Origin of the sequence: Coprococcus sp. AF102-57 (assembly GCF_027686195.1) — a bacterium.
In the GTDB taxonomy this organism is placed as follows: Bacteria; Bacillota; Clostridia; order Lachnospirales; family Lachnospiraceae; genus Allocoprococcus; species Allocoprococcus comes.
This window is the reverse complement of the sequence record NZ_JAQCSY010000001.1, coordinates 235,282-260,011: the sequence shown is the minus strand read 5'-3', so window position 1 is coordinate 260,011 and position 24,730 is coordinate 235,282. Positions and strand designations below refer to the sequence as shown.

Below are 24,730 nucleotides of genomic sequence, written 5' to 3'. Positions count from 1 at the left end.
GGAATGGAGGAGTAATATGAAACGAGTTTACAATTTTTCAGCAGGACCGGCAGTACTGCCGGAAGAAGTTTTACGAGAAGCAGCAAATGAGATGCTGGATTACAAAGGATGTGGAATGTCCGTTATGGAGATGAGTCATCGCTCGAAAGCTTTTGCTGAAATCATTGAAACCGCTGAACAGGATCTTCGTGATTTGATGGGAATCCCGGATAATTACAAAGTACTGTTCCTTCAGGGTGGCGCAAGCCAGCAGTTTGCAATGATTCCAATGAATCTGATGAAGAACAAAGTAGCGGATTATATTGTTACCGGGCAGTGGGCCAAAAAGGCAGCTGCTGAAGCATCCAAATATGGGAAGGTGAATAAGATCGCATCGTCCGAGGATAAAACCTTTTCGTACATTCCTGACTGTTCGGATCTGCCGGTTGATGAAGATGCAGATTATGTATATATCTGCGAAAATAATACAATTTACGGAACCAAATTCAAGGAACTTCCGAACACGAAAGGCAAGACACTGGTAGCGGATGTATCATCCTGTTTCCTGTCCGAGCCTGTAGATGTGACAAAATATGGTCTCATCTATGGTGGAGTCCAGAAGAATGTCGGACCAGCGGGTGTTGTTATCGCGATCATCCGCGAAGATCTGATTACGGAGGATGTACTTCCGGGAACACCGACCATGCTTACATACAAGACACATGCAGACGCAGGTTCTCTTTACAATACACCGCCGGCATATGGAATTTATATCTGCGGTAAGGTATTTAAATGGCTGAAAAAGATGGGCGGACTGGAAGTTATGAAAGAACGCAACGAAAAGAAAGCCAAACTGCTCTATGACTACCTGGATCAGAGCAAACTGTTCAAAGGTACGGTAGAAAAGAAAGACCGTTCTCTTATGAATGTACCATTTGTGACAGGCAGTGACGAGCTGGATGCCAAATTTGTAAAAGAGGCAAAAGAAGCAGGTCTTGAGAACCTGAAAGGACACCGTACTGTTGGTGGTATGCGTGCAAGTATTTATAACGCAATGCCATACGAAGGTGTGGAAGCCCTGGTTGCATTTATGAAGAAGTTTGAGGAGGAGAATCTGTAATATGTATAAATATTTTTGCTTAAATCCGATTTCTCCTGTTGGACTAGAGAAATTCAGTGATGACTATGTACCTGCCGGTGAGATGGCAGGAGCAGATGCGGTACTTGTAAGAAGTGCCGGAATGCATGAACTGGAATTTGATAAAGATTTAAAAGCGATTGCCCGTGCCGGAGCCGGTGTAAATAATATTCCACTGGACAAATGTGCGGAGCAGGGAATCGTTGTATTTAATACACCAGGGGCAAATGCCAATGGTGTAAAAGAGCTGGTGATCGCCGGTATGCTGCTTGCATCCAGAGATATCCTTGGAGGTATCAACTGGGTACAGGAGAACGAAGAGGATGGCAATATTGCCAAAGATGCAGAAAAAGCGAAAAAAGCATTTGCAGGCTGTGAGATCCAGGGAAAGAAGCTTGGCGTGATCGGCCTTGGTGCAATCGGTGTCTTGGTTGCCAATGCGGCTACACATCTCGGGATGGAAGTGTATGGTTATGATCCATATGTTTCTGTAGATTCCGCATGGAGACTTTCAAGAAGCATCCATCACACTAAGAATGTAGATGAGATCTACAAGGAGTGCGATTATATCACAATCCATGTACCGGCACTGGAAGATACCAAGGGTATGATCAATAAGAATGCCATCAGTCTGATGAAAGAGGGCGTTGTGATCCTGAACTTTGCAAGAGATGTACTGGTGAACAGCGAAGACATTGTGGATGCACTTGTTGGAGGAAAAGTCGGACGCTATGTAACTGACTTCCCGACACCGGAGATCGCAGGAGTAAAGCATGCGATTGTCATTCCGCATCTGGGAGCGTCAACTGCTGAATCAGAAGATAATTGTGCAAAGATGGCAGTAGAAGAGCTGAAAGATTTCCTGGAAAATGGAAATATCCGTAATTCTGTCAATTTCCCGGCATGCGATATGGGGGTAAGGGATAAAACAAGAATTACGATTCTACACAGAAATATTCCGAATATGATCGGTCAGTTTACTGCGCTTCTGGCAAAGGATAATGTCAATATCGATGATATGACGAATAAGAGCCGTGGCAGCTATGCATATACGATGATCGATGTGGATAATGATGTGGCAGAAGACGTGGTAAAAGGTCTGGAAATGATCGAGGGTGTTCTGAAAGTCAGAGTAATTGCATAAAAAGTGACAGAGGGTGCGTTTGAAAAAGCGCATCCTTTTTTGTTAAAAAAATGGGAATCCTGTTAAAAAAATAAGAATCCTGTTAAATGATTAATTACTGCCATTTCGGTAGCATTTCAAAAAAAAGTGTGTTACACTCGCAATAGATTGTGGCGGACTGTTATTGCAAGGGAAAAGATACAAAGAGTATCAATATGTCATATACAGGGAGGTATTTAATATGGCAATAACAATCGGCATAAACGGATTTGGACGTATTGGGAGAGTTGCATTCCGCATTGCCATCAATCAGCCGGAAAAATTTAAAATTTGTGGGATCAATGTGAGAAACGCAGATCTGGATTATATGATTTATATGATCCGTTACGATTCGATCTTTGGACGTTTCCAGGGAAATTTGGAAAAATATGAGGATGGAATTGTTGTAAATGGTGAGAAGATCCGAGTGTATTCAGAAAATAATGCTGCTGACATTCCGTGGGGAGAGTGTGGAGCAGAATACATTATAGATGCGACAGGTGCTTACTGTACGACAGAAAAAGCAATGGCGCATATCCAGAGTGGAGCAAAGAAAGTGATCATCTCTGCACCGGCTAAAGATCAGGACACACCGACATTTGTAATGGGAGTGAATCATGAACTTTATCAGTCGTCTATGCAGATCGTTTCAAATGCATCTTGCACAACAAACTGTCTTGCACCGATCTGTAAGGTATTGGAGGATAATTATGGAATAGAGTATGGTCTGATGTCTACTATCCATTCAGCTACAGCAAAACAGAAGGTAGTTGACTGCCGTTCGCTGAAAGACTGGCGTACAGGTCGTGCTGTATTCGGAAATCTGATTCCATCTTCAACAGGAGCTGCAAAGGCAATCTCACTTGTTATTCCGGCGTTAAAGGACCGCATGAATGGAATTTCTTATCGTGTACCGACTTCAGATGTATCCATTGTGGATCTGAATGTCGCTTTGAAGACAGAAACCACTTATGAAGATATCTGCAAGAAAATGAAAGAAGCTTCCGAAACAACTCTTAAGGAGATTCTGGATTATGTGGATGATGAAGTTGTTTCTTCCGATTTTATCGGAGATAATCACGCATCCTCTTTTGATGCAAGGGAAGGAATCCAGGTAAACGGTCATTTTTTCAAACTGATCAGTTTTTATGATAATGAATGGGGATATACCAGTCAGATCTTCCGCCTGATTTCGCATATGTACCAGGTGGACCATGGTGTAAAATAAAACAGATTGTAAATGAAAAAGTAAAACGTATATCAGCAGTAACAGTCAGAAGCCATGAAAGAAAGAGTATCACGTGAACAAGAAGAAACGTGATACTCTTTTTGTTACATAGGAACATTCATTCTTATTTGGTATTCAAAATTTTTCAAAATGCTTTTTCAAAGGCAGGAAAATATCGTCTTTTTTATAACGATGCTTGCGTATTTTGAAAAATATGGTATGATAAAGGACAAAAGTAGCACTTTACAGTGTGAAAATGTAACGCAGGAGGAAAAGATAATGGCATACGAGATTACAGGACATACAGTCCTTACCGGATTACTGGGGAGTCCGGTAGCACACAGCATTTCCCCAATGATGCATAACGAGGCATTTCGCCAGCTGGAGCTGGATTACGCATATTTGGCATTTGATGTTGGAACAGATAACTTAAAGACAGCGGTAGATGGCCTGAAAGTCATGGGAGTCAGAGGATTCAACCTGACTATGCCTGACAAGAATCTGATGTGTTCACTGGTTGACAAACTTTCACCGGCATCTGAGATCGGTGGGGCGGTCAACACTGTTGTGAATGATAACGGTGTCCTGACAGGCTATACGACAGACGGAATTGGATTCATGCGTGCAGTCAGTGAGACAGGCGTTGATATCATTGGCAAGAAGATGACACTTCTTGGAGCGGGTGGAGCAGCAGCAGCGATTCTGATCCAGGCAGCACTTGACAAAGTGGCAGAGATTTCGGTATTCAACATCCGTGATGAATTCTTCACACGCGCGGAGAAGACAATCGAGAAACTTCATGAGAAGACAGACTGTAAGATCAACCTCTATGACTTCTCTGATCCGGAAGTCCTCAAAAAGGAGATCACAGAAAGTGCCATTCTGGTAAACGGAACGTCTATCGGTATGGCACCGAAGACAGACAGATGTATCATCACAGATGACAGTGTGTTCAGAAAAGATCTGTTTGTATTTGATGTAATCTACAATCCGGAAGAGACGTTATTTCTGAAGAAAGCAAAAGCAGCAGGATGCCAGACGCTGAATGGTCTGAACATGCTGTTATATCAGGGTGCTGCATCATTTGAGCTCTGGACAGGAAAAGAAATGCCGGTTGATATTATCAAAGAAAAATATTTCTCGCGTTAATTTACTAAAAATGATTGACAAAGCCTATTGATTCGTGTAACATAGGCTATAGATTTTAAAAATTACATATTCTACTATCAAAATACAATGAAAAGAAGTAGTAAATATAATAAGACGTCACAGAGAGTCCTTTATCGGTGGAAGAAGGATACCGAAGATTATATTGAATTCCTCTTGGAGTAGGATACTGAATGCATTCTTTTGAAGAATTGTTAATAGGTATTTCCGGTAGCAGCCGTTATCTGCAAGGGTATAACCGTTATGAACGACGTACCTGACGAGGCAGTTGTCGTGAGACAATTGTAAAATGAGGTGGAACCACGAAGTATATAATACTCTCGTCCTCTGTTTTTGCAGAAGACGGGGGTTTTTTTATTTACGCGAGCAACGAGCCAAAGTCCGTGCTTGCACGAAAACTTGGCGACTGCCGCGATAATTTGAGAAACTTGCGGAGCGTGTTTCGCATAGTTTAACAGAAATTCCGAAGGAACTTCTAAAAGACATGTTCGATGATTAGTAGAGAGAAAAGAAAGGGAAAAAGATTATGATTATCGTATTAAAACCAAGAACAAGTGATGAAAACGTAAAACGAGTTGAGAATATGGTCCGTGCAAAGGGACTGGAAGTACATACTGTAAAAGGTGAGGATCTTACAATTATCGGCTGTATCGGCGATACGGTCCGTGTGGATCCAAAGCTTTTCGAAGTAGACTCTTCTGTTGAGAAGGTTATGCATGTACAGGAACCTTATAAACTTGTAAACCGTGCATTCCATCCGGACGATACCATCGTAGATGTATCTGGTGTCAAAGTTGGTGGCGGACATCTGGCACTGATCGCCGGACCTTGTTCTGTAGAGTCAGAAGAGCAGGTGATCGAGATCGCAAAGGCTGTTAAGGCATCTGGTGCAAATATGCTCCGTGGTGGTGCATTCAAGCCGAGAACAAGCCCATATTCATTCCAGGGACTTGGCCTTGAAGGTCTGGAAATCTTATGTGCAGCAAGAGAAGAGACAGGGCTTCCGATCGTAACAGAACTGATGTCACCGGAATATCTGGAAATCTTCGATGAAAAGGTAGACCTGATCCAGATCGGTGCACGTAACATGCAAAACTATGACCTGTTAAAACAGCTCGGACAGACAAAGAGACCGATCCTTTTGAAGAGAGGACTTAATGCAACTTACGAAGAATGGATGATGTCAGCAGAATACATTATGGCATCCGGAAATCCAAATGTTATCCTCTGCGAAAGAGGAATCCGTACCTTCGAGACTTATACCAGAAATACACTGGATCTTCAGTCTATTCCGGTAGTAAGAAAACTCAGCCATCTTCCGGTAGTTGTGGACCCGAGCCACGCAGGAGGAAAATGGTGGCTGGTTGATCCGATGGCAAAAGCATCAGTTGCAGCAGGAGCGGACGGGCTGATCATCGAAGTACATAACAGTCCGGAAACGGCACTTTGTGACGGAGCACAGTCGCTGAAACCGGAAAAATATGATACACTGTTAAAAGAGATTACCGGAATCGCAAAAGCAGTCGGTAAAGAAATGTAAAAAACAGCAGCCTGGGAGGAACAAAACGATGAAAATGACGGTAGATTTAAAGGAACACAGCTATCCGATTTATATTGAAAGAGGAATTTTGAAAGAAGCAGCAGAAAGAATAGCAGAAGTATATCGGGGATCAAAGATCATGATCATTTCCGATGACAGAGTTTATTCTTATTACGGAGAAGCGCTTAAGAAAAATCTTTCTGAAAAATATGAGTGTACGGAAACCGTGATTCCACATGGAGAACCGTCAAAAGCATTCGAAACCCTTCCGGGTGTATACAGCTCTCTTCTGGAAGCAAAGATTTCCAGAACAGACTTGATCGTTGCACTTGGCGGTGGAGTGGTAGGAGACCTTGCCGGATTTGTGGCAGCGACCTTTCTTAGAGGAATCAAGTTCGTACAGATTCCAACTTCCATTCTTGCACAGGTAGATTCTTCTGTTGGTGGAAAAGTTGCAGTCGATCTTCCGCAGGGGAAGAACCTGGTAGGTGCCTTTTACCAGCCGAAGATGGTACTGATCGATCCGGATGTACTGGAAACCCTGCCGGAGCGTTACGTGACGGACGGCATGGGGGAAGTTATCAAATACGGATGCATCAAGGATCGCAAGCTCTTTGATCTTCTGGAGAAATGCGGATCCTATGAGAATTTGAAAGAGCATTTAACCGATGTGATCGCAACCTGTGTCGATATCAAACGCCGTGTTGTAGAAGAAGATGAGTTTGATACCGGAGAGAGGATTCTCCTGAACTTCGGACATACCCTTGCCCACACCATTGAGCAGCACTTCCACTATGAAAGAGAAAGCCACGGTGAAGCCGTAGCCATCGGAATGTACCAGATCACAAAGATTGCTGAAGAGAAAGGACTCACCAAAAAAGGCGAAGCCGAGCACATCCGAAAAGTCCTGGAAGCTTATAAACTTCCGGTAAAAGCCGATGTCCCACTCCCACAGCTTACCGAAGCAATCAAGCTGGATAAAAAAACACTGAATAATAAATTAAAAGTCGTCCTTCTCCATGAAATCGGAGATTCCTATACATACTCGACCGGACAGGAATTCTTTGATGAGGACAGGATGGTATAAGTAAATACGATAAATAAGAATGCCGTAAGACCATGAAAGATATTGGTTTTACGGCATTTGAGTTAATTTCTGCGCATATGCAATAATTCTTTTTGTTATGTCATCATTTTTATTGATTTCTACCAGAAGATCGTATATAACCAATGGTTATTATATAACAAAAATAGAAAAGCGATAAGAGAAGAAAAGCAGGAAGCTGTCCTGTTTTATGGTTCTTTTGCGGCGTTTGTTCGCTAATATATCCTTACTTTCCCACCAACAAAATTTATCTCATATTTCTCTTCGCAAGCAAATCATGAATCTTATCCGTCGGATTCATAACCGCACTAATAGATGTAGAATGATTCATCGAATCAATGATCAGTGCAAGGAACTTACTCATATCTGCTTCAATGAAATACGGTTTGTCATGAAGCTGTGGAGGCAGATAGGTCAGATTGGTTGTGATCAGTCTGTCCAGATATCCCTTTTCATAATATTCATCGAACTTGTCAAGGCCTTCTGTAAAGAGACCAAAAGTAGTACATACAAATACACGCTCAGCTCCGCGGTCTTTTAACTGTCTGGTAACATCCAGCATACTTTCACCGGAAGAAATCATATCATCAATGATGATAACGGTCTTTCCATGTACATCGTCACCTAAGAATTCATGTGCAACGATCGGATTTTTACCATTTACGATGGTAGAATAATCACGGCGTTTGTAGAACATACCCATATCAACCCCGAGTACGTTGGAGAAGTATACGGCTCTCTGCATTGCACCTTCATCCGGGCTGATGATCATCAGATGGTCTTTGTCTGCTTTCAGATCCGGTTCTGCTTTAAACAGAGCTTTGATGAACTGATACAGAGGGTTGAAGCTGTCGAAACCGTTGAGTGGGATCGCATTCTGTACACGCGGATCATGTGCGTCAAATGTCAGAATGTTAGATACACCCATTGCGGTTAATTCTTCCAGAGCCATTGCACAGTCCAGAGATTCACGTTTGGTTCTCTTGTGCTGGCGGCTTTCGTAAAGGAATGGCATAATTACATTTACACGGTGTGCCTTCCCTGTAGAAGCGGAGATGATACGCTTCAGATCCTGATAGTGATCATCCGGTGACATGTGATTGATATGTCCGTTTACTGTGTATGTCAGGCTGTAGTTGCAGACATCCACCATAATAAAGAGATCTTTTCCGCGGATACTTTCGCCAAACATTCCCTTTGCTTCCCCCGAACCAAAACGTGGGCAACTGTTCTTTGCAAGATAAGAATCTGCTTCATAAGATGAATAGATTGCAGGATCCAGAAAGTCATGCAGAGAATTTTTGCGGAACGATACGATGTACTGATCCACTTTTTCTGCCAGATCCTTGCAACTTTCCAGAGCAGCAATTTTAAGTGGTGCTGTCGGAAGAGCTTTTTCCATAAGTTCGATATTTGTCATGAGTGCCTCCTTATAATAAGCGTTTTACGCGCTTTTTATCTAATCTTACCTATCCTTTATACCATTATTTAAAAGCAATGACAAGAAAGAGGCGTTAAAAAATTGCATTTTTTGAAGAAATCTAGTATGATATAGAAGCAGAATTCCGAATAAATATCAGGAGGAAGAAAATATGAGTAAACCAGTTGTTGCCATTGTAGGGCGGCCGAACGTTGGAAAGTCGACGCTTTTTAATGCACTGGCAGGAGAAAAGATAGCAATCGTTAAAGATACGCCGGGTGTTACCCGCGACAGAATTTATGCAGAAGTGAATTGGCTCGATAAAGAATTTACGTTGATCGATACCGGTGGAATCGAGCCGGACAGCCGTGATGTGATCCTCTCCCAGATGAGAGAGCAGGCACAGATCGCCATTGACACTGCAGATGTGATCCTGTTTATGACAGATGTAAAGCAGGGACTTGTAGATTCCGATTCAAAAGTGGCAGATATGCTCCGCCGCTCCCACAAGCCAGTCATCCTTGTTGTCAATAAAGTGGACAATTTTAACAAGATGATGCCGGATGTGTATGAATTTTATAATCTGGGAATCGGAGATCCGGTTCCGATCTCAGCATCGGAACGAATTGGAATTGGAGATATGCTGGATAAGGTTCTGGCATATTTTCCGGAAGGGGCAGGCCAGGAAGAGGAAGATGACCGTCCGAGAGTTGCGATCGTTGGGAAACCGAACGTCGGGAAGTCTTCGATCATCAACCGTCTGATCGGAAAAGACCGTGTGATCGTATCCGATATTGCCGGAACTACAAGAGATGCCATTGACACAGAAGTAATGCACAATGGAAAAGAGTATGTATTCATTGATACAGCAGGACTTCGCCGTAAGAATAAGATCAAAGAGGAACTGGAGCGCTACAGTATTATCCGTACAGTTACGGCAGTAGAAAGAGCGGATGTGGTCCTGGTTGTGATCGATGCGGCAGAAGGAGTAACCGAGCAGGATGCCAAGATCGCAGGAATCGCACATGAGCGTGGAAAAGGTGTCATCATCGTTGTAAATAAATGGGATGCCATTGAAAAGAACGATAAGACCACGAGGGAATATGAGCATCAGATCAGGATGGTGCTGTCTTTCCTGCCTTACGCAGAGATCATGTATGTGTCTGCACTGACAGGCCAGAGACTTCCGAAGCTCTTTGACATGATCGACACCGTTATTGAGAACCAGACACTCCGTGTGGCTACGGGTGTCCTTAACGAGATCATGACCGAAGCTGTTGCAATGCAGCAGCCGCCGTCAGATAAGGGAAAACGGCTGAAACTTTACTATATTACCCAGGTAGCGGTCAAACCGCCGACATTTGTCATCTTTGTAAATGATAAAGAACTGATGCATTTCTCTTATACGAGATATCTGGAGAATAAGATCCGTGAAGCGTTTGGCTTCCGTGGAACGTCTCTTAAATTCTTTATCAGGGAGAGAAAGGAGAAGGACAAATAAGATGGAACGTCTTGTATGTTTGCTGATCGGCTATATATTTGGTCTGTTTCAGACCGGCTATTTCTATGGAAAAACTCAGGGGGTAGATATCCGCAAGATGGGAAGCGGAAATGCAGGTTCTACCAATGCACTTCGCACCATGGGAATCAAAGCCGGAATGATCACCCTGCTAGGTGACTGCTTCAAATGCGTGATCGCAGTTCTGGTGGTCCGCGGAATTTACGGACAGTCTCACGCAGATATTTTACCGCTCCTTTCGCTGTATACAGGTTTTGGGGCAGTGCTTGGACATAATTTTCCATTCTATCTGAAGTTCAAGGGCGGAAAGGGAATTGCAGTTACGGCAGGTATGATCTTATCTACAGATATTCGGATTGCGGCAGTATGTCTGATTGTGTTTATCGTAATTGTTGCCGTGACACGTTATGTATCACTGGGATCGCTGGTGATTTCCGTACTGTTCCTTGTCGGACTTGTCATTGACGGACAGATGGGAATGTTTGGAATGGCGCAGAAGTATCTGTTTGAAATGTATGGAATCGGAGCGCTTTTTGTTCTCTCTGCATTTATCCGCCACCATGCGAATATCGGACGTCTGAGAAATGGTACAGAGAGCAAGATCAGTTTTTCAAAAAAGAAAAAATAAGAGGTAATAATTATGGCAGAAATCGGAGTTATCGGTTCAGGAAGCTGGGGAACGGCCCTGGCGCTGGTACTGAATAAAAACGGACATCATGTAACCATCTGGTCTTATTTAAAAGAAGAAGCAGATGAGATTAGGGAGAAGCGGGAAAATCCAAGTAAGCTTCCGGGCGTTCATATCCCGGAGGAGATCGAGATCACAACAGATCTGCAGGGAAGCGTGGAAGGAAAAGATGTGGTCGTTCTTGCAGTTCCGTCTATGGCAACCAGAGCTACGGCGAAGAAAATGTGCCCGTATGTAAAGGAAGAGCAGATTCTGGTCAATGTGGCAAAAGGAATTGAAGAGGGTACTTTAAAGACACTTTCCGAGCAGATTGAAGAAGAGATTCCGCAGGCAAATGTAGCTGTTCTTTCAGGTCCAAGTCACGCGGAAGAAGTAAGCCGCGAACTTCCGACAACGGTTGTAGTCGGAGCAGAGACAGAAGAAACCGCCATTTATCTGCAGAAAATTTTTATGAATGATGTGTTCCGCGTTTATACGAGTCCGGATATCAAAGGAATTGAGCTTGGTGGCTCCCTGAAAAATGTCATTGCACTTGCAGCCGGAGTTGCAGATGGACTCGGATATGGGGATAACACCAAAGCTGCTCTGATCACCAGAGGAATTGCAGAGATTACAAGGCTGGGTATAAAGATGGGTGGAAAGCTGGAATCCTTTACCGGACTTACCGGAATCGGCGATCTGATCGTCACCTGTGCAAGTAAGCACAGCCGTAACCGTAAGGCAGGTGTTCTGATCGGTGAGGGAATGACGATGGAAGAAGCGATGGCTGAGGTCAAGATGGTAGTCGAGGGCGTGTATTCAGCAAAAGCGGCAAGAGAGTTGGCTGAAAAATATGAGGTATCCATGCCGATCGTGGAAAAGGTCAACCAGGTACTTTTTGAAGGCAAACCTGCAAAGGATGCGGTAAGCGAACTGATGATGCGTGACGGACGCAGCGAATACAGTAACCTTCCGTGGAATTAAAGTTTCAAAGAAATTTCATAAAGTCTTAATGGAAAATCCTTCCGTATAGGCGTATAATGACGTGTATACAGGAGGATTTTTTGTATGAAATTCGGAAAAAAAGAAAAAGAAACACAAGAGGAAGAGGTCGTTCGCGGCGAGATCCAGCGTGTGGTTCCGGACTACCGGGTAGGTCTTAATCCCGAGCAGATCCGGATAAGGGAAGAGAATGGCTGGACCAATGATGAGGTTACCCCGCCGGGACTTACGACAAAAGAGATCGTTCATAATAATATATTTACCTATTTCAACCTAATCTTTCTGATTCTGGCGATTCTGCTGTGTCTGGTAGGTTCTTTTCGAAATCTGACATTCCTGCCGGTCATTATCTGCAACACACTGATCGGGATCGTTCAGGAGATCCGATCCAAGAAAGTACTGGATAGGCTGACCATGCTGAATGCGCCGCACGCAGAGGTAATCCGTGGAGGGGTATCGCTGAATCTGGAGGCGGATCAGCTGGTTGTGGATGACATTGTTGTATTTCGTGCAGGGAACCAGATCTGTGCAGATGCGGTCGTTGAAGCTGGTGAGGTTCAGGTCAATGAATCTTTACTTACCGGTGAATCCGATGAGATCACGAAAAAGCGTGGAGACCATCTGATGTCAGGTAGTTTTGTGGTATCAGGAAGCTGTCATGCACGTCTGGACAAGGTCGGAGCAGATTCCTATATTTCACAGCTGACTCTGGAAGCAAAAGCCATGCAGCAGGGGGAACAGTCGGAGATGATCCATTCCCTGGACAAGCTGGTAAAAATAGTCGGAATCGCACTGATCCCGATAGGAATCATTTTGTTCGTGCAGAGTTATTTCTATAATCACGACAGCTTCCGGCAGAGCATTATCTCCATGGTTGCTGCAGTGATCGGCATGATCCCGGAAGGATTATATCTTCTTGCAAGCGTGGCACTTGCGGTGAGCGCAATGCGTCTTGCATCGAAGAAGGTATTGCTCCATGATATGAAGAGTATCGAGACTCTGGCGCGGGTGAATGTGCTTTGTGTTGATAAGACAGGTACGATCACGGAAGACAGTATGTGTGTCAGCGAAGTGGCGAAAGCCAAGGCCTATGACGAAGAAAAGATGCCGGATCTGAACCGGATGATCGGCGATTTTGTCAAAGGAATGGACGCGGATAACAGCACGATGTGTGCGATGAAAGAACATTTTACAGAGCATTCAGATAAAGTGCCGGAAAAAGTGATTCCTTTTTCTTCCACGGTCAAATATAGCGGAGTAATTTTCAAAGATCAGGCATATGTGCTTGGTGCACCGGAATTTGTCCTGCGTGAGGATTATACAAAGTATCAGGGAAGAATAGAACAGTATACGTCCAAGGGGTTCCGTGTACTGGTATTTGGAAGCTATGATGGAGAGCCGGATGGTAAGCCGTTGACTGGAACGGTAACGCCGCTTGGTTATATCCTCCTTCTCAATAAAGTCAGGGAAGAAGCGCCTGCGACTTTCAAATATTTTGCGAACCAGGGTGTTGCGATAAAAGTTATTTCCGGTGATAATCCGATCACCGTATCGGAGACTGCGAAGCAGGCCGGAATTGAAGGCGCAGAGAATTACGTGGATGCGGGAACATTAAAGACCGAAGAAGATATTGCCCTTGCGGTGAGCAAATATACGGTCTTCGGAAGGGTAATCCCGGAACAGAAAAGACAGTTTGTGCAGGCACTGAAAAAGCAGGGAATGACGGTCGCTATGACCGGTGATGGTGTTAATGATGTACTTGCCCTGAAGGATGCAGACTGTTCGGTGGCGATGGCATCAGGAAGCGATGCGGCGGTCCAGGCGTCCCAGGTGGTACTTCTGGAATCCGATTTTTCAAGGATGCCGGAGGTTGTTCTGGAAGGAAGAAGAGTTGTCAATAACATTCAGCGTTCAGCAAGTCTGTTCCTGGTGAAGAATATTTTTTCCTTCCTGCTTGCAATTTTCTCGGCAGTCTTTATGATTACCTATCCGCTGGAGCCATCTCAGGTATCGCTGATCAGCATGTATACGATCGGTATTCCGGCATTCTTCCTGGCACTGCAGCCGAACCGGGATATCATTAAGGGACACTTCCTGACCAATGTGTTCTTAAAGGCACTTCCGGCAGGACTTACGGATGTATTTGCGGTTGGTGCGCTGGTTGTATTTGGACAGACGTTCGGAGTTGCATCCAAAGATATTTCTACGGCGGCGACGATGCTGCTTGCAATTGTCGGATTCATGATCCTTTACCGGATCTGCCAGCCGATGAATGCACTGCGTATGATCGTCTGGATCGGATGCGTGATCGGACTGTTAGGATGCAGTATCTTCCTGCCACAGTTATTTGCGATTACGGGAATGTCCAGAAAATGCATTATGCTTTTTGTAGTATTCTCTATCGCGACCGAGCCGGTACTTCGGTATCTGACGAAGCTGATCGAATGGCTGAGAAAGCAGTACATAAAATTTATCAAGAATCCAATCAAAGAATTTAAAGGAAAAGCTGCCGATTAAGGCAGCTTTTCTTGGAAAATGAGTATTTTTAAAGAATAAAGATCAGATAATTCAGTCTGCAAATTATGCATTCGGATCCACTTCTTCCGACTGGTTTACGATATGATTGGTCAATGCCTCATCATCCGTGGTAAACACAATATCCGGCAGAAGTTCAAAATAAAAATCCGTATATTTTTTCGCAAGAGCCTGGATACAGAAATTCTGTACGATCTTAAACCGGGTAATGGAAACCAGATCTTTGTCAAAGGTGATGTAAACACTGATCCAGAGCTTTCTTCCGGTACGGAGAATGTCATAGTAGAGTTTTTTGTAACCATAGGCATTTAGGACAGGTTCGATCGTTTCTTTAATTTCATCAACAGTCTCTTCCTCCGGCGGGATCAGGAACAGATCCCGAAGTCCGGTTATTACCGTCTTTATCGGCGTCGGCAGCATAAAGATGGACAGGGTGACGGTAATGATCTGGTCAAGATAAGGTGTTATGGGTCTGAACCATGGAAAAGGCAGCAGAACCGGAAGAAAGAAGGCAATTGCCATACCGAAAGAGGCAATACTGTCGATCTCCCAGCCTTCCATTTCCATTGTGATCAGTGGGGAATCCATCAGACGATTCTTATATTTGAGATAAATGGATACGGTAATTCCCAGAAAAAATGCAAATAATTCAAACCAGGCAATGGTATCAAAAGCGACTTTTCTGCCACCATGAATCATGATTTCGATATTGTTCAGGATCAGCCCGACGGTAACGCCAGTCATGGTAATGCCCTTGACAACGACAAACATAGATTCAATCTGCATATAACCGAACGGGTGCTTTTCATTGGATGGCTTGTAAAGTAGCGGAATCAGAAAAAGCGACGGCAGGAGCATGCAGAACTCGACTCCGTCATAGATTGCGTCCAGAAGAACTGCCTGGGAACTGGTGTAGATTGCCATGACGATCTCAACGATAACGAAAAACAGATTCCCGTACAGGGAGACAGACATGGCTTTTTTTTCTCTTTTCTGTGCTTTTCTTCCTACGTGCATAGGATACCTCCTTTTTTGACTGTAAGAAAATCCCGATAGGATTTTCTGATAAATGAAAGGCATTACGTGCCTGTAATACGCTTTTTGTTACCATTTATCATACCCGATTTTGAAATTGATGGCAAGAAAGTAAAAGTGAACTGGCAGTATAGTTGTTCTAAACCGGGGAAAGCCCGCATACACTGTATCAGCAATCAAAGGGGGACAGTGTATGGATACATTTGATTTATACAAGGATATACAGTGCCGGACGAATGGAGAGATCTATCTGGGTGTGGTAGGACCGGTACGGAGTGGCAAATCAACCTTTATCAAGCGTTTTATGGATGTGCTGGTGCTGCCGAAAATGACCGATGAGCATGCAAAAGAGCGGACGGTGGATGAGCTTCCGCAGTCTGCGTCAGGGAAGAGCATCATGACAACGGAGCCGAAATTTGTGCCAAAAGAAGCTGCCGAAATCCAGCTCGCAAAGGATGTGAGTGTGCTGGTGCGTCTGATCGATTGTGTGGGCTATATGGTGGAGGGAGCCGCCGGTCACATGGAAAATGGAGCAGAACGTCTGGTGAAAACGCCGTGGAACGAAAAAGAAATTCCGTTTACAAAGGCGGCAGAAATCGGGACGAAAAAGGTAATCCATGACCACTCCACGATCGGGATTGTTGTGACGACAGACGGAAGTATCGGAGAGCTTCCCAGAAACAGCTACCGGGCGGCAGAAAAGAAAACGATCCAGGAGCTGAAAAGCATTGGCAAGCCGTTCGTGGTCTTGGTCAATACCCGGAAACCATACAGCGCAGAGGCAAAAAACGTGGCAGAAGAAATCCAGAAAGAATATCAGGTAACGGCACTTCCGGTCAACTGTGAACAGCTTCGGGAAGAAGATATCCACCGGATCATGGAAAATGTGCTCTTTGCATTTCCGGTCACAGAAGTAAATTTTTTCCTTCCAAAATGGGTGGAAATACTTACAGCAGATCACAAGGTCCGGGAAGAGCTGGTATCTTATGCAAGAGAAGTCATGGGCAGAATCGGAGAAATCCGGGATGCGATGGAGATCCGGAAGCCGGAGCAGAGTACCTACATAAATGCAGTAAATGTAACAGGTGTGTCCATGGATACCGGTGAAATCTCGGTTGAAATCAAGGTAGAAGATGGCTGTTATTATGAAATGTTAAGTGATCTGACCGGAACGCAGATCAGCGGGGAATATGATCTGATCCATACAGTGCGTAATCTTGCCATGCTCCAGAAAGAATATGAAAGTGTCAAAGATGCACTTGCTTCGGTTAAAATGAAAGGCTACGGTGTAGTCAGCGCGACAAGAGAAGAAATCCGGCTGGACGATCCAGTGGTAATCCGGCAGGGCAATAAATACGGAGTAAAGATCCGTTCGGAAGCACCTTCTATCCATATGATCCGAGCTAACATTGAGACCGAGATCGCGCCGATCGTGGGGAGTGAGCAGCAGGCAAAGGATCTGGTAAATTATATCAACGAGGCGGCAAAGAGCCCGGATGGAGTCTGGGGAACCAATATTTTCGGAAAATCGATCGAAGAGCTGGTGATGGATGGCGTGCGAAACAAGATCGCCATGATCGGAGATGAAAGTCAGGCAAAACTGCAGGACACCATGCAGAAGATCGTCAATGACAGCAACGGAGGTATGGTTTGCATCATTATCTAAAATTTTTCTTAAATCAATTCGATTGGCGGTAGGAAACTTGCATGGCAATCCGAGAGTATGTTATACTAAAGTCTATACGTTAGGGGATACATTTTCATGGAATGAATGGTCATATAAGATACCATGAAATCTATACGTGAGGAGAAAAGAAAAGAGGGACATCTATGAAAGTAGCAATTGTATCAGCAGACACCATGATATACAGAAAACAGAAGGATGATACGTGTTCGCCAATCGTGCGAAGAGTGCTCGATCAGGTCAGCTTCAAGACAGAGCTTGTACAGCCGGTACCAAATGACAGGGAGGTTATCCGCAAGATCCTTGCGAAGATCGCGGATGCACAGATGGCAGATCTGATCCTTACGATCGGTGGGATCGGATGCAGAGAAGAGGACTGTGTTCCGGAAGCGACAAAGGCAGTGGTCGATAAGGAGATTCCGGGGATCGGAGAGTCGATGCGTCTTTTTATGACACGGACCAGAAAAAGGGCAATGCTGACGAGAGGAACAGCAGGTATCCGGGGTAAATCCCTGATCGTCAATCTTCCGGGAAGTCCGAAGATCATTAAAGAGTGTCTGGAATATGTTCTTCCGGAGATTGTTTATGCGACAGAGACGGCAGTCGGTGAACATGATGATGTTGAGGAGTAGGCAGACAGATGAGGGTGACGTATATCGGACACAGCGGATTTTCAGTGGAACTGGAATCCCATATTCTATTATTTGACTATTATGAAGGAACGATGCCGGAGTTTGATCCAGCGAAGAAGCTGTTGGTGTTTGCCAGCCATTCCCATCCGGATCATTTTAACAGAGAGATCCTGAAGCTTGCGGATGTGTATCCGGATGTGGAATATATTTTCCCGAAGGATATCAGAATTGCGAAAAAGGAGCAGCGTGAATCGGAACATTTCATGCGAAAAAGGGATGAGATTACTGTCGGGGATACAAAGGTAAAAAGCCTGCGCTCAACCGATGAAGGGGTTGCCTTTCTGGTAAGATGCGAAGACAGGATCATTTATCATGCAGGGGATCTGAACTGGTGGCACTGGGAAGAGGAAGATGATGCGTATAACCGGATGATGCGCGGCGATTATCAAAAGGAGATTGAAACGCTGGTCGGTGAGAAGATCGATCTTGCATTTGTCGTGCTTGACCCGAGACAGGAAGAGCAGTTTTACTGGGGCTTTGACTGGTATATGCGGCATACGGATACGAAGATTGTATTTCCGATGCATATGTGGAAGCAGTACGAGGTGCAGGACCGGCTTATCGGAATGGAAGTATCAGAGCCATACCGGGAGAAGATCATGCGGGTCCGGGAAAAGGGACAGGTATTTGAACTATAAGGAGACAATTTATGAAAGTCAGTATTTATACAGATGGAGCGGCAAGAGGTAATCCGGACGGACCGGGCGGTTATGGAGTCGTTCTGGAATATGTAGACCCGAAGGGAGAACTTCACGTTAAAGAGCTTTCTGGCGGCTATGTGCGGACAACCAATAACCGGATGGAGCTGATGGCTGTCATCCGGGGGCTGGAAGCGCTCAACAGACCTTGCGAGGTAGAGCTTTATTCTGATTCCCAATATGTGGTCAATGCATTCAATCAGCACTGGATTGAGGGATGGATAAAAAAGGGCTGGAAGCGTGGGAAGAATGAGCCGGTCAAGAATACCGACCTGTGGAAGCGTCTTCTGGAAGCGAAAAAGCCGCACCAGGTGAACTTCAATTGGGTAAAAGGGCATGATGGACACCCGCAGAATGAACGTTGTGATACTCTTGCGACAACGGCAGCAGACGGAAATGAGCTGCAGGTTGATCCGGGAGTGTAGAAGAAATCCTTTACACTGATAAAAAAATATGATAAAGTATCTAAGGCAAGTAAGACAGACGTTCGCGGATGCAGGTGCCGAAAGGCTGCAGACGAGGAAAGTCCGGGCTTCACAGGGCAGGATGCCGGATAACGTCCGGTAGAGGTGACTCTAAGGATAGTGCAACAGAAATATACCGCCTGTAGATGCAGGTAAGGTTGGAAGGGCAGTGTAAGAGACTACCGCCTGGGTGGTAACACACAGGGCATATGTAAACCCCATCCGAAGCAAGACCGAAAAGAAGTGGTATGGCGGCCCGTCATGCTTCAGGTTGGTCGCTTGAGTCTGCTGGCAACAGCAGAACTGGATAGATGAACGTCCACGACATAACCCGGCTTATCGTTTTGCTTGCTTTTTTATTTTTAATTGAGAAATTTTGAAAAGAATCTGTACTTATATTTTTGAAGTATACAGATTCTTTTTTCGTAAATAGAATTTATTTTATTTTCTTCAAGGTTTGGTTTAGAATTTTTTTGACATGCCTGCGGTATTGAGTCGGCGTCAGTTGAAAAGCTTTTCGAAATCTGATAGGCGGTCTCAGATGGAAGACCGGAACGGATAGCACCCTTATTTTACACAATCTGGTGAAGACAGGGAATGTAGGGAAAATACCAATTATGCCATCGGAAGAATGGAGAATGTCAGATCCAGAGTGCAGAGTAACAGTAAGAGGAGTACAGCCTTTGTATTTTATTTATGAAGGAAGTAATGTTGTTGATTTCAAACAGTTTGTGTTAAAGTAAAACGGAACAGTAATTGTTTTCTAAATAAAAAAAGAGAATGAAAGCAAATAGCAGGAGTGGAGGATGTAAAGAAAAATGAAGAACGATTGTTTCAAAATTCAGAGGAAAAGAGACATGGCATATTACCACCTTCCGGGCTTGTTTGAATTTTATGAACTGTACAAGCTGTTTCTGCCGTTGTTTTATACACACAGGGAGTATTTTTATGACTGGTGTGAGATTGGCTCTATTTATGGCGCTCCGGAAGACTGCCTGTGGGGCGGTGGACGTGTGGGGATGGGAGAGGCAGAGCCGGAAGAAGTGCTTGCACTTACGAAGGAGTACAGGATTTCTGCCCGCCTGACCTTTAGCAATTCCCTGCTCAGAGAAGAGCATCTTGCGGATAAGAGATGCAATGCGTTTTGTCGGTTGTTTGAGGAAGGCACAGGTGTGAAAAACGGTGTGATCGTACACTCGGATCTGCTGCTGGATTATTTGAAAAAGAATTATCCCGGATTATATTTTGTCTCATCTACCACGAAGGTTTTGACGGAGTTTCAGGAGTGCCTGCGGGAAATACAGCGAGAAGAGTTTCAGTATGTTGTGCCGGATTTTCGCCTGAATAAGGTGTTGGATAAATGGAATACATTATCAGAAGCCCAGAAAGATAAAGTCGAATTTCTGTGCAATGAATGCTGCTGGTTTGGCTGCAGGGACAGAAAAATCTGTTACGAAGATGTGAGCCGGAAAAATCTGGGAGAAGCCGGGGAAGAACATCGGTGCACTGCGCCGAATGCGAAAGAAGGCTACCGCTTTTCAAAAGTAATGACCAATCCCGGATTTATCAGCGTAGATGACATCAAAAATATTTATTTGCTGATGGGATTTACGAATTTTAAAATCGAGGGCAGGGCACTTGGAAGTGCGCTGGTTCTGGAATTTCTGCTGTATTATATGACAAAGCCGGAATATCAGCTGCATGTGAGAGAAGAACTGTATCTGGATAATATGCTGGATTTATTTTAGAAGCTTTTACTATGAAATTTCATAGTGACTTTCCGTATACGATGCACAGAATCTGGAAGGATACCAGATCAAAGGAACTGCGGAATATATTACAGAGGGAGCCATCGTGGATACATTCAAGGCTATGGTTGAAGACATGTTTAAAGGTGCTGCTACTGCAAAGGGAGCACTTGTCATCACACCGTCCAAAGTCATTGTTACAACACCTGGTGCAGCCATTCAGATCTGTAATTATGAGAGCCAGCGGTAGTGGAATGGAGCTGGATGGAAAACACAGAGAATGGCTTCTTACATCGTTGGATTAAGAGAAATATATAAAACAATGGTCAATATCTTTTGCGATGAAAAAATCGCATCTGATATTGGCTTTTTATTTACTATTGACAAATAAAAAAATCATTCATATAATTACCAATGGTAATTAACTGTGATAATTATTTTAATATTATCATAAGATCAAAAAAAACAGAGAATGATGGTTTCACAAAAATAATTACAGGAGGAACAGGTACATGGAAAACAGAACAATTAAGAGAATGTTTGATGCATGCTACCAGGCAAAGCGAATCCGGGAGCTGCTTCCGCCGCTGCCAAGTGGTGTGCGGTCAACATTTATCCAGTATCTGGATGCGATTCAGATGCTGGAAAAAGATGATGTTTCCGTGAAGATATCGGATATTAGTGATGCACTAAATCTTCCAAGACCCGGTGTTACCAGAACCGTAAAGGAAATGGAAGAGAAGGGATTTCTTCAGAAGATTGCATCGCCGGATGACGGAAGAGTGACTTATATTACGATCACAGAGGCCGGAAAAGAACTGCATCAGAAATTCGATGCACAGTATTTTGACATGCTAGCACCTTATATGGACGAGATATCGGAAGAGGATGCTCAGAATATGATCCGGACAATCGAAAAATTCTATCAGATTATGAGAGAGAGGAGAGAATACGATGGCAGCAGATAAGACAGATTTTACACAGGGAAGCATTTTGAAGAAAATGGTTGCCTTTATGATACCGATTCTGGGGGCATTGATCCTGCAGGCGGCTTACGGTGCAGTAGACCTTCTGGTGGTCGGGCGTTATGGCTCGACATCGGGACTTTCTGCGGTTTCTACAGGAAGCCAGGTACTGAATCTGGTGACATTTGTAGTGACACAGCTTGCAATGGGCGTGACGGTACTGATCGCCCGGTATCTGGGAGAAAAACGGGCAGAACAGATTGGTTCTGTAATCGGAGGATCCGCAGTTGTATTTGCTGGGATATCCGTTCTGCTGTTTATTTTAATGGTGTTGTTTGCACATCCGATTTCTGTTCTGATGCAGGCACCAAAAGAGGCAGTTACCCTTACATCAAGCTATGTGCGTATTTGCGGATGTGGAATTTTCTTTATCGTGGCATATAATGTGCTGGCCGCTATATTCAGAGGAATGGGAGACAGCAAATCCCCGCTGTTATTTGTTCTGGTCGCATGTATCATCAATATCATGGGGGATCTTGTTCTGGTTGCAGGACTTCATATGGATGCAGCGGGAGCGGCAATTGCGACTGTAATGGCACAGGGATGCAGCGTTGTCTTTGCAGTCATCATCCTGATGAAAAAGAACCTTCCGTTTACGATTTCCAGAAAGAGTTTCGGATGGAATCCGCAGTGTGGGAAATTCCTTAAGATCGGACTGCCACTCGCACTTCAGGAAGGACTGACACAGATTTCATTTCTGGCACTATGTGCATTTGTCAACCGGCTCGGCCTGGAAGCATCCTCCGGTTATGGTGTTGCATGCAAGATCGTAAATTTTGTCATGCTGGTACCAAGTGCCCTGATGCAGTCCATGGCTTCTTTCGTATCGCAGAACATCGGAGCCGGAAAGATAAAAAGAGCGAAACATGCGCTGTTTACAGGAATTGGAATCGGATTGACTGTAGGATGTGTTGTATTTGTACTGGTGATGTTTAAGGGAGATCTGCTTGCAGGATTCTTTACCACGGATGTAGCAGTTATCCAGAGAGCTTTTGAGTATCTGAGAGGATTTGGGGCAGAAACCATTGTGACTGCAATCCTTTTCAGCATGATCGGATATTTTAACGGAAATAATAAGACGGTATGGGTTATGACGCAGGGCCTGATCCAGACACTTCTGGTACGTCTGCCGTTCGCTTATGTGATGAGTATCCAGCCAAACGCCAGCCTGACAAAGATCGGTCTGGCAGCACCGGTGTCTACGACTGTCGGGGTAATTATGAATGTGATTTTCTTTATCTATATGAACAGGAAAAAGGAACAGTAATTTTCTTACAGGTGAAAAATGCAAAACAAAAATCCAGATTTTCTTGCTAAATGGAAGCTGGTATGTTACACTTTCAACAGAAAATAAAGGGAATGAGGTTCTCCCTTAGTAACAAGATTGCTTAAACCGCTTATAAAAGCTGATGACTTCTGCGATTACATGACACGCAGAAAGTCTCAGCTTTTTTCTGCGTCTATAGGAGGTATTTTTTATGTTATTAAGTATTGCGCTGATCCTGCTTGTTGGAATGTGTATGAGTTGGATCTGTCAGAAGATCAAATTGCCAGGTTTGCTTGGAATGTTAGCGACCGGTGTGGTTCTCGGACCATATGTCCTGAATCTGCTGGACGGGAGTATTCTTGGAATTTCATCCGAGCTTCGGAAAATTGCATTGATCATCATTTTAACAAGGGCAGGTCTTGGACTGGATCTGTCGGGTTTGAAGAAGATTGGAAGGTCTGCTGTGATGATGTGTTTTGTCCCTGCGAGTTTTGAACTTCTGGGAATGCTTTTACTCGCACCAAAACTGATGGGAATCAGCTTGCTGGAAGCAGCAATTATGGGAGCAGTTCTTGCAGCCGTTTCACCGGCGGTTGTAGTGCCGAGAATGGTAAAAATGATGGAGGAAGGATACGGAGTAAAGGAAGGAATCCCCCAACTGATCCTTGCCGGGGCATCCGTAGATGATGTCTATGTGATCGTATTATTTTCTACGTTTGTGGGGATGATGCAGGGAAAGGGAGCTTCCGTTATCAGTTTTGTAAATATCCCGGTATCGATCATTTTGGGAATCATAATAGGGCTGATTACCGGAACCTTGCTGGGCTACTTCTTTAAAAGAGTCCATATCCGGGATACTTCAAAGGTTCTGATTATTTTGAGTATATCATTTTTGCTTGTTACGATCGAAGACAGGCTGACAACTGCAATTACATTTTCCGCGCTGATCGCAATTATGTTTATCGGAATCGGACTGCAGAGAAAAAGAGAGACTGTTGCAAAAAGAATCTCCATAAAATACGGAAAATTGTGGGTTGGAGCAGAGGTGTTTCTGTTTGTACTGGTTGGAGCAACGGTCAATATCGGGTATCTGGGAAAGGTTGGAATTAAGGCAGTGCTTTTGATTGCAGGCGCATTGCTGTTCCGGATGCTTGGCGTATTTGTATGCCTGCTTGGAACCAGTCTTGGTGGAAAAGAGAAAGTCTTTGTGATGATGGCATATACACCAAAAGCAACGGTGCAGGCGGCAATCGGAGGAATTCCGCTTTCGCTGGGATTTGCCTGCGGGGATATGGTGCTTACGGTGGCAGTACTTGCGATCGTACTGACAGCGCCGCTTGGGGCATTTGCCATTGATCTTTCTTATAAAAAGTTGTTGAATAAAAGGTAAATGATAAAAATGTCGAATTTTGTAAATGATAAAAATGGTTCATAGGAGAAAGAATTTTCTGAAATTTTTGTTTGACTTTTTGAAAAACGCCCAATATAATAAATTATTGAACGAGTAGCCGAACTAGCGTAAATCCAGTTTTGCTGCTCGTTTTTTGTTTTTTATAATAATGCCATGGAAAAGTGTGTAGCTTATCAGCGTAAGTCCAACTTATGAGATAAGTACATACTTTTTTTATTTCATTAAAAGTTCTTTCGGAATTTTT

General features: G+C 44.1%; 22 protein-coding genes, 1 other RNA gene, 1 riboswitch and 1 other annotated feature. Of the genes, 21 read left to right on the top strand and 2 right to left on the bottom strand.

Going from position 1 to position 24,730, the window contains the following annotated elements:
• Positions 1 to 16 precede the first annotated feature (16 nt).
• The 6 genes from serC (at position 17) to aroB (ending at position 7,301) form a co-directional block, all read left to right on the top strand.
• Positions 17 to 1,099, top strand: coding sequence for a 3-phosphoserine/phosphohydroxythreonine transaminase (gene serC, locus PGZ10_RS01245; protein WP_117556164.1), 1,083 nt, complete (start codon positions 17 to 19; stop codon positions 1,097 to 1,099).
• A 1-nt stretch (position 1,100) separates the two neighbouring features.
• Positions 1,101 to 2,261, top strand: a complete 1,161-nt coding sequence (locus tag PGZ10_RS01240) for a phosphoglycerate dehydrogenase (protein WP_008374946.1) — start codon at positions 1,101 to 1,103, stop codon at positions 2,259 to 2,261.
• A gap of 220 nt (positions 2,262 to 2,481) precedes the next feature.
• Positions 2,482 to 3,507, top strand: a complete 1,026-nt coding sequence (gap, locus tag PGZ10_RS01235) for a type I glyceraldehyde-3-phosphate dehydrogenase (protein WP_270246218.1) — start codon at positions 2,482 to 2,484, stop codon at positions 3,505 to 3,507.
• Between the two features lie 279 nt (positions 3,508 to 3,786).
• Positions 3,787 to 4,656 carry a shikimate dehydrogenase gene (locus PGZ10_RS01230; protein ID WP_270246217.1) on the top strand — a complete coding sequence of 290 codons (870 nt, stop codon included), beginning with the start codon at positions 3,787 to 3,789 and terminating at the stop codon, positions 4,654 to 4,656.
• A gap of 78 nt (positions 4,657 to 4,734) precedes the next feature.
• Positions 4,735 to 5,005: a binding site (T-box leader), on the top strand.
• A gap of 195 nt (positions 5,006 to 5,200) precedes the next feature.
• Positions 5,201 to 6,214 (top strand): 3-deoxy-7-phosphoheptulonate synthase, encoded by a 1,014-nt coding sequence (gene aroF, locus PGZ10_RS01225; RefSeq protein WP_008374949.1) that lies wholly within the window; start codon positions 5,201 to 5,203, stop codon positions 6,212 to 6,214.
• 28 nt (positions 6,215 to 6,242) lie between these two features.
• Entirely contained in the window at positions 6,243 to 7,301 is a 1,059-nt protein-coding gene (aroB, locus tag PGZ10_RS01220) for a 3-dehydroquinate synthase (protein ID WP_270540511.1), read from the top strand.
• A 265-nt stretch (positions 7,302 to 7,566) separates the two neighbouring features.
• Here the strand turns inward: aroB and PGZ10_RS01215 are convergent, their stop codons facing one another.
• The gene (locus PGZ10_RS01215) at positions 7,567 to 8,739 is read right to left on the bottom strand and encodes a ribose-phosphate pyrophosphokinase (protein WP_008374954.1); all 1,173 of its coding nucleotides are present in this window, start codon (positions 8,737 to 8,739) and stop codon (positions 7,567 to 7,569) included.
• 172 nt (positions 8,740 to 8,911) lie between these two features.
• Here PGZ10_RS01215 and der point away from each other — a divergent pair, with 172 nt between their 5' ends.
• From der to PGZ10_RS01195, 4 genes are all read left to right on the top strand, one after another.
• Complete coding sequence (gene der, locus PGZ10_RS01210) at positions 8,912 to 10,240, top strand: ribosome biogenesis GTPase Der (RefSeq protein ID WP_118198390.1); 1,329 nt, start codon at positions 8,912 to 8,914, stop codon at positions 10,238 to 10,240.
• A 1-nt stretch (position 10,241) separates the two neighbouring features.
• Positions 10,242 to 10,886 (top strand): glycerol-3-phosphate 1-O-acyltransferase PlsY, encoded by a 645-nt coding sequence (gene plsY, locus PGZ10_RS01205; RefSeq protein ID WP_270246214.1) that lies wholly within the window; start codon positions 10,242 to 10,244, stop codon positions 10,884 to 10,886.
• Positions 10,887 to 10,898: 12 nt separating this feature from the next.
• On the top strand, positions 10,899 to 11,909 hold the full coding sequence (locus PGZ10_RS01200) for an NAD(P)H-dependent glycerol-3-phosphate dehydrogenase (protein ID WP_270246213.1): 1,011 nt from the start codon (positions 10,899 to 10,901) through the stop codon (positions 11,907 to 11,909).
• 84 nt (positions 11,910 to 11,993) lie between these two features.
• On the top strand, positions 11,994 to 14,444 hold the full coding sequence (locus PGZ10_RS01195) for a cation-translocating P-type ATPase (protein ID WP_270246212.1): 2,451 nt from the start codon (positions 11,994 to 11,996) through the stop codon (positions 14,442 to 14,444).
• Between the two features lie 63 nt (positions 14,445 to 14,507).
• Here PGZ10_RS01195 and PGZ10_RS01190 read toward each other — a convergent pair whose 3' ends face one another.
• Positions 14,508 to 15,479, bottom strand: coding sequence for a cation diffusion facilitator family transporter (locus PGZ10_RS01190; protein ID WP_182438567.1), 972 nt, complete (start codon positions 15,477 to 15,479; stop codon positions 14,508 to 14,510).
• Between the two features lie 211 nt (positions 15,480 to 15,690).
• On the opposite strand from PGZ10_RS01190, the gene spoIVA reads away from it, so the two are divergent.
• From spoIVA to PGZ10_RS01135, 11 genes are all read left to right on the top strand, one after another.
• Entirely contained in the window at positions 15,691 to 17,163 is a 1,473-nt protein-coding gene (gene spoIVA, locus PGZ10_RS01185; protein WP_270246209.1) for a stage IV sporulation protein A, read from the top strand.
• A gap of 164 nt (positions 17,164 to 17,327) precedes the next feature.
• Positions 17,328 to 17,813 carry a MogA/MoaB family molybdenum cofactor biosynthesis protein gene (locus PGZ10_RS01180; RefSeq protein ID WP_117834041.1) on the top strand — a complete coding sequence of 162 codons (486 nt, stop codon included), beginning with the start codon at positions 17,328 to 17,330 and terminating at the stop codon, positions 17,811 to 17,813.
• 8 nt (positions 17,814 to 17,821) lie between these two features.
• Complete coding sequence (locus PGZ10_RS01175; RefSeq protein WP_118198387.1) at positions 17,822 to 18,511, top strand: MBL fold metallo-hydrolase; 690 nt, start codon at positions 17,822 to 17,824, stop codon at positions 18,509 to 18,511.
• Positions 18,512 to 18,522: 11 nt separating this feature from the next.
• Positions 18,523 to 18,996, top strand: coding sequence for a ribonuclease HI (rnhA, locus tag PGZ10_RS01170; protein WP_008374972.1), 474 nt, complete (start codon positions 18,523 to 18,525; stop codon positions 18,994 to 18,996).
• 46 nt (positions 18,997 to 19,042) lie between these two features.
• Positions 19,043 to 19,390: RNase P RNA component class A (gene rnpB, locus PGZ10_RS01165), an RNA gene on the top strand.
• A 262-nt stretch (positions 19,391 to 19,652) separates the two neighbouring features.
• On the top strand, positions 19,653 to 19,778 hold the full coding sequence (locus tag PGZ10_RS01160) for a hypothetical protein (RefSeq protein WP_270246208.1): 126 nt from the start codon (positions 19,653 to 19,655) through the stop codon (positions 19,776 to 19,778).
• Positions 19,779 to 19,892: 114 nt separating this feature from the next.
• The gene (locus PGZ10_RS01155) at positions 19,893 to 20,783 is read left to right on the top strand and encodes a hypothetical protein (RefSeq protein ID WP_270246206.1); all 891 of its coding nucleotides are present in this window, start codon (positions 19,893 to 19,895) and stop codon (positions 20,781 to 20,783) included.
• Between the two features lie 106 nt (positions 20,784 to 20,889).
• A complete protein-coding gene (locus PGZ10_RS01150; RefSeq protein ID WP_243002759.1) occupies positions 20,890 to 21,033 on the top strand; it encodes a hypothetical protein in 144 nt (47 codons plus the stop codon).
• 262 nt (positions 21,034 to 21,295) lie between these two features.
• On the top strand, positions 21,296 to 21,751 hold the full coding sequence (locus PGZ10_RS01145; protein ID WP_117556138.1) for a MarR family winged helix-turn-helix transcriptional regulator: 456 nt from the start codon (positions 21,296 to 21,298) through the stop codon (positions 21,749 to 21,751).
• Positions 21,738 to 23,075 (top strand): MATE family efflux transporter, encoded by a 1,338-nt coding sequence (locus PGZ10_RS01140; RefSeq protein WP_117556136.1) that lies wholly within the window; start codon positions 21,738 to 21,740, stop codon positions 23,073 to 23,075. Before PGZ10_RS01145 ends, PGZ10_RS01140 begins: the two co-directional genes overlap by 14 nt.
• 79 nt (positions 23,076 to 23,154) lie before the next feature.
• A riboswitch (Fluoride riboswitch) is annotated at positions 23,155 to 23,234 on the top strand.
• A gap of 52 nt (positions 23,235 to 23,286) precedes the next feature.
• Positions 23,287 to 24,465 carry a cation:proton antiporter gene (locus PGZ10_RS01135; RefSeq protein WP_270246205.1) on the top strand — a complete coding sequence of 393 codons (1,179 nt, stop codon included), beginning with the start codon at positions 23,287 to 23,289 and terminating at the stop codon, positions 24,463 to 24,465.
• Positions 24,466 to 24,730 lie beyond the last annotated feature (265 nt).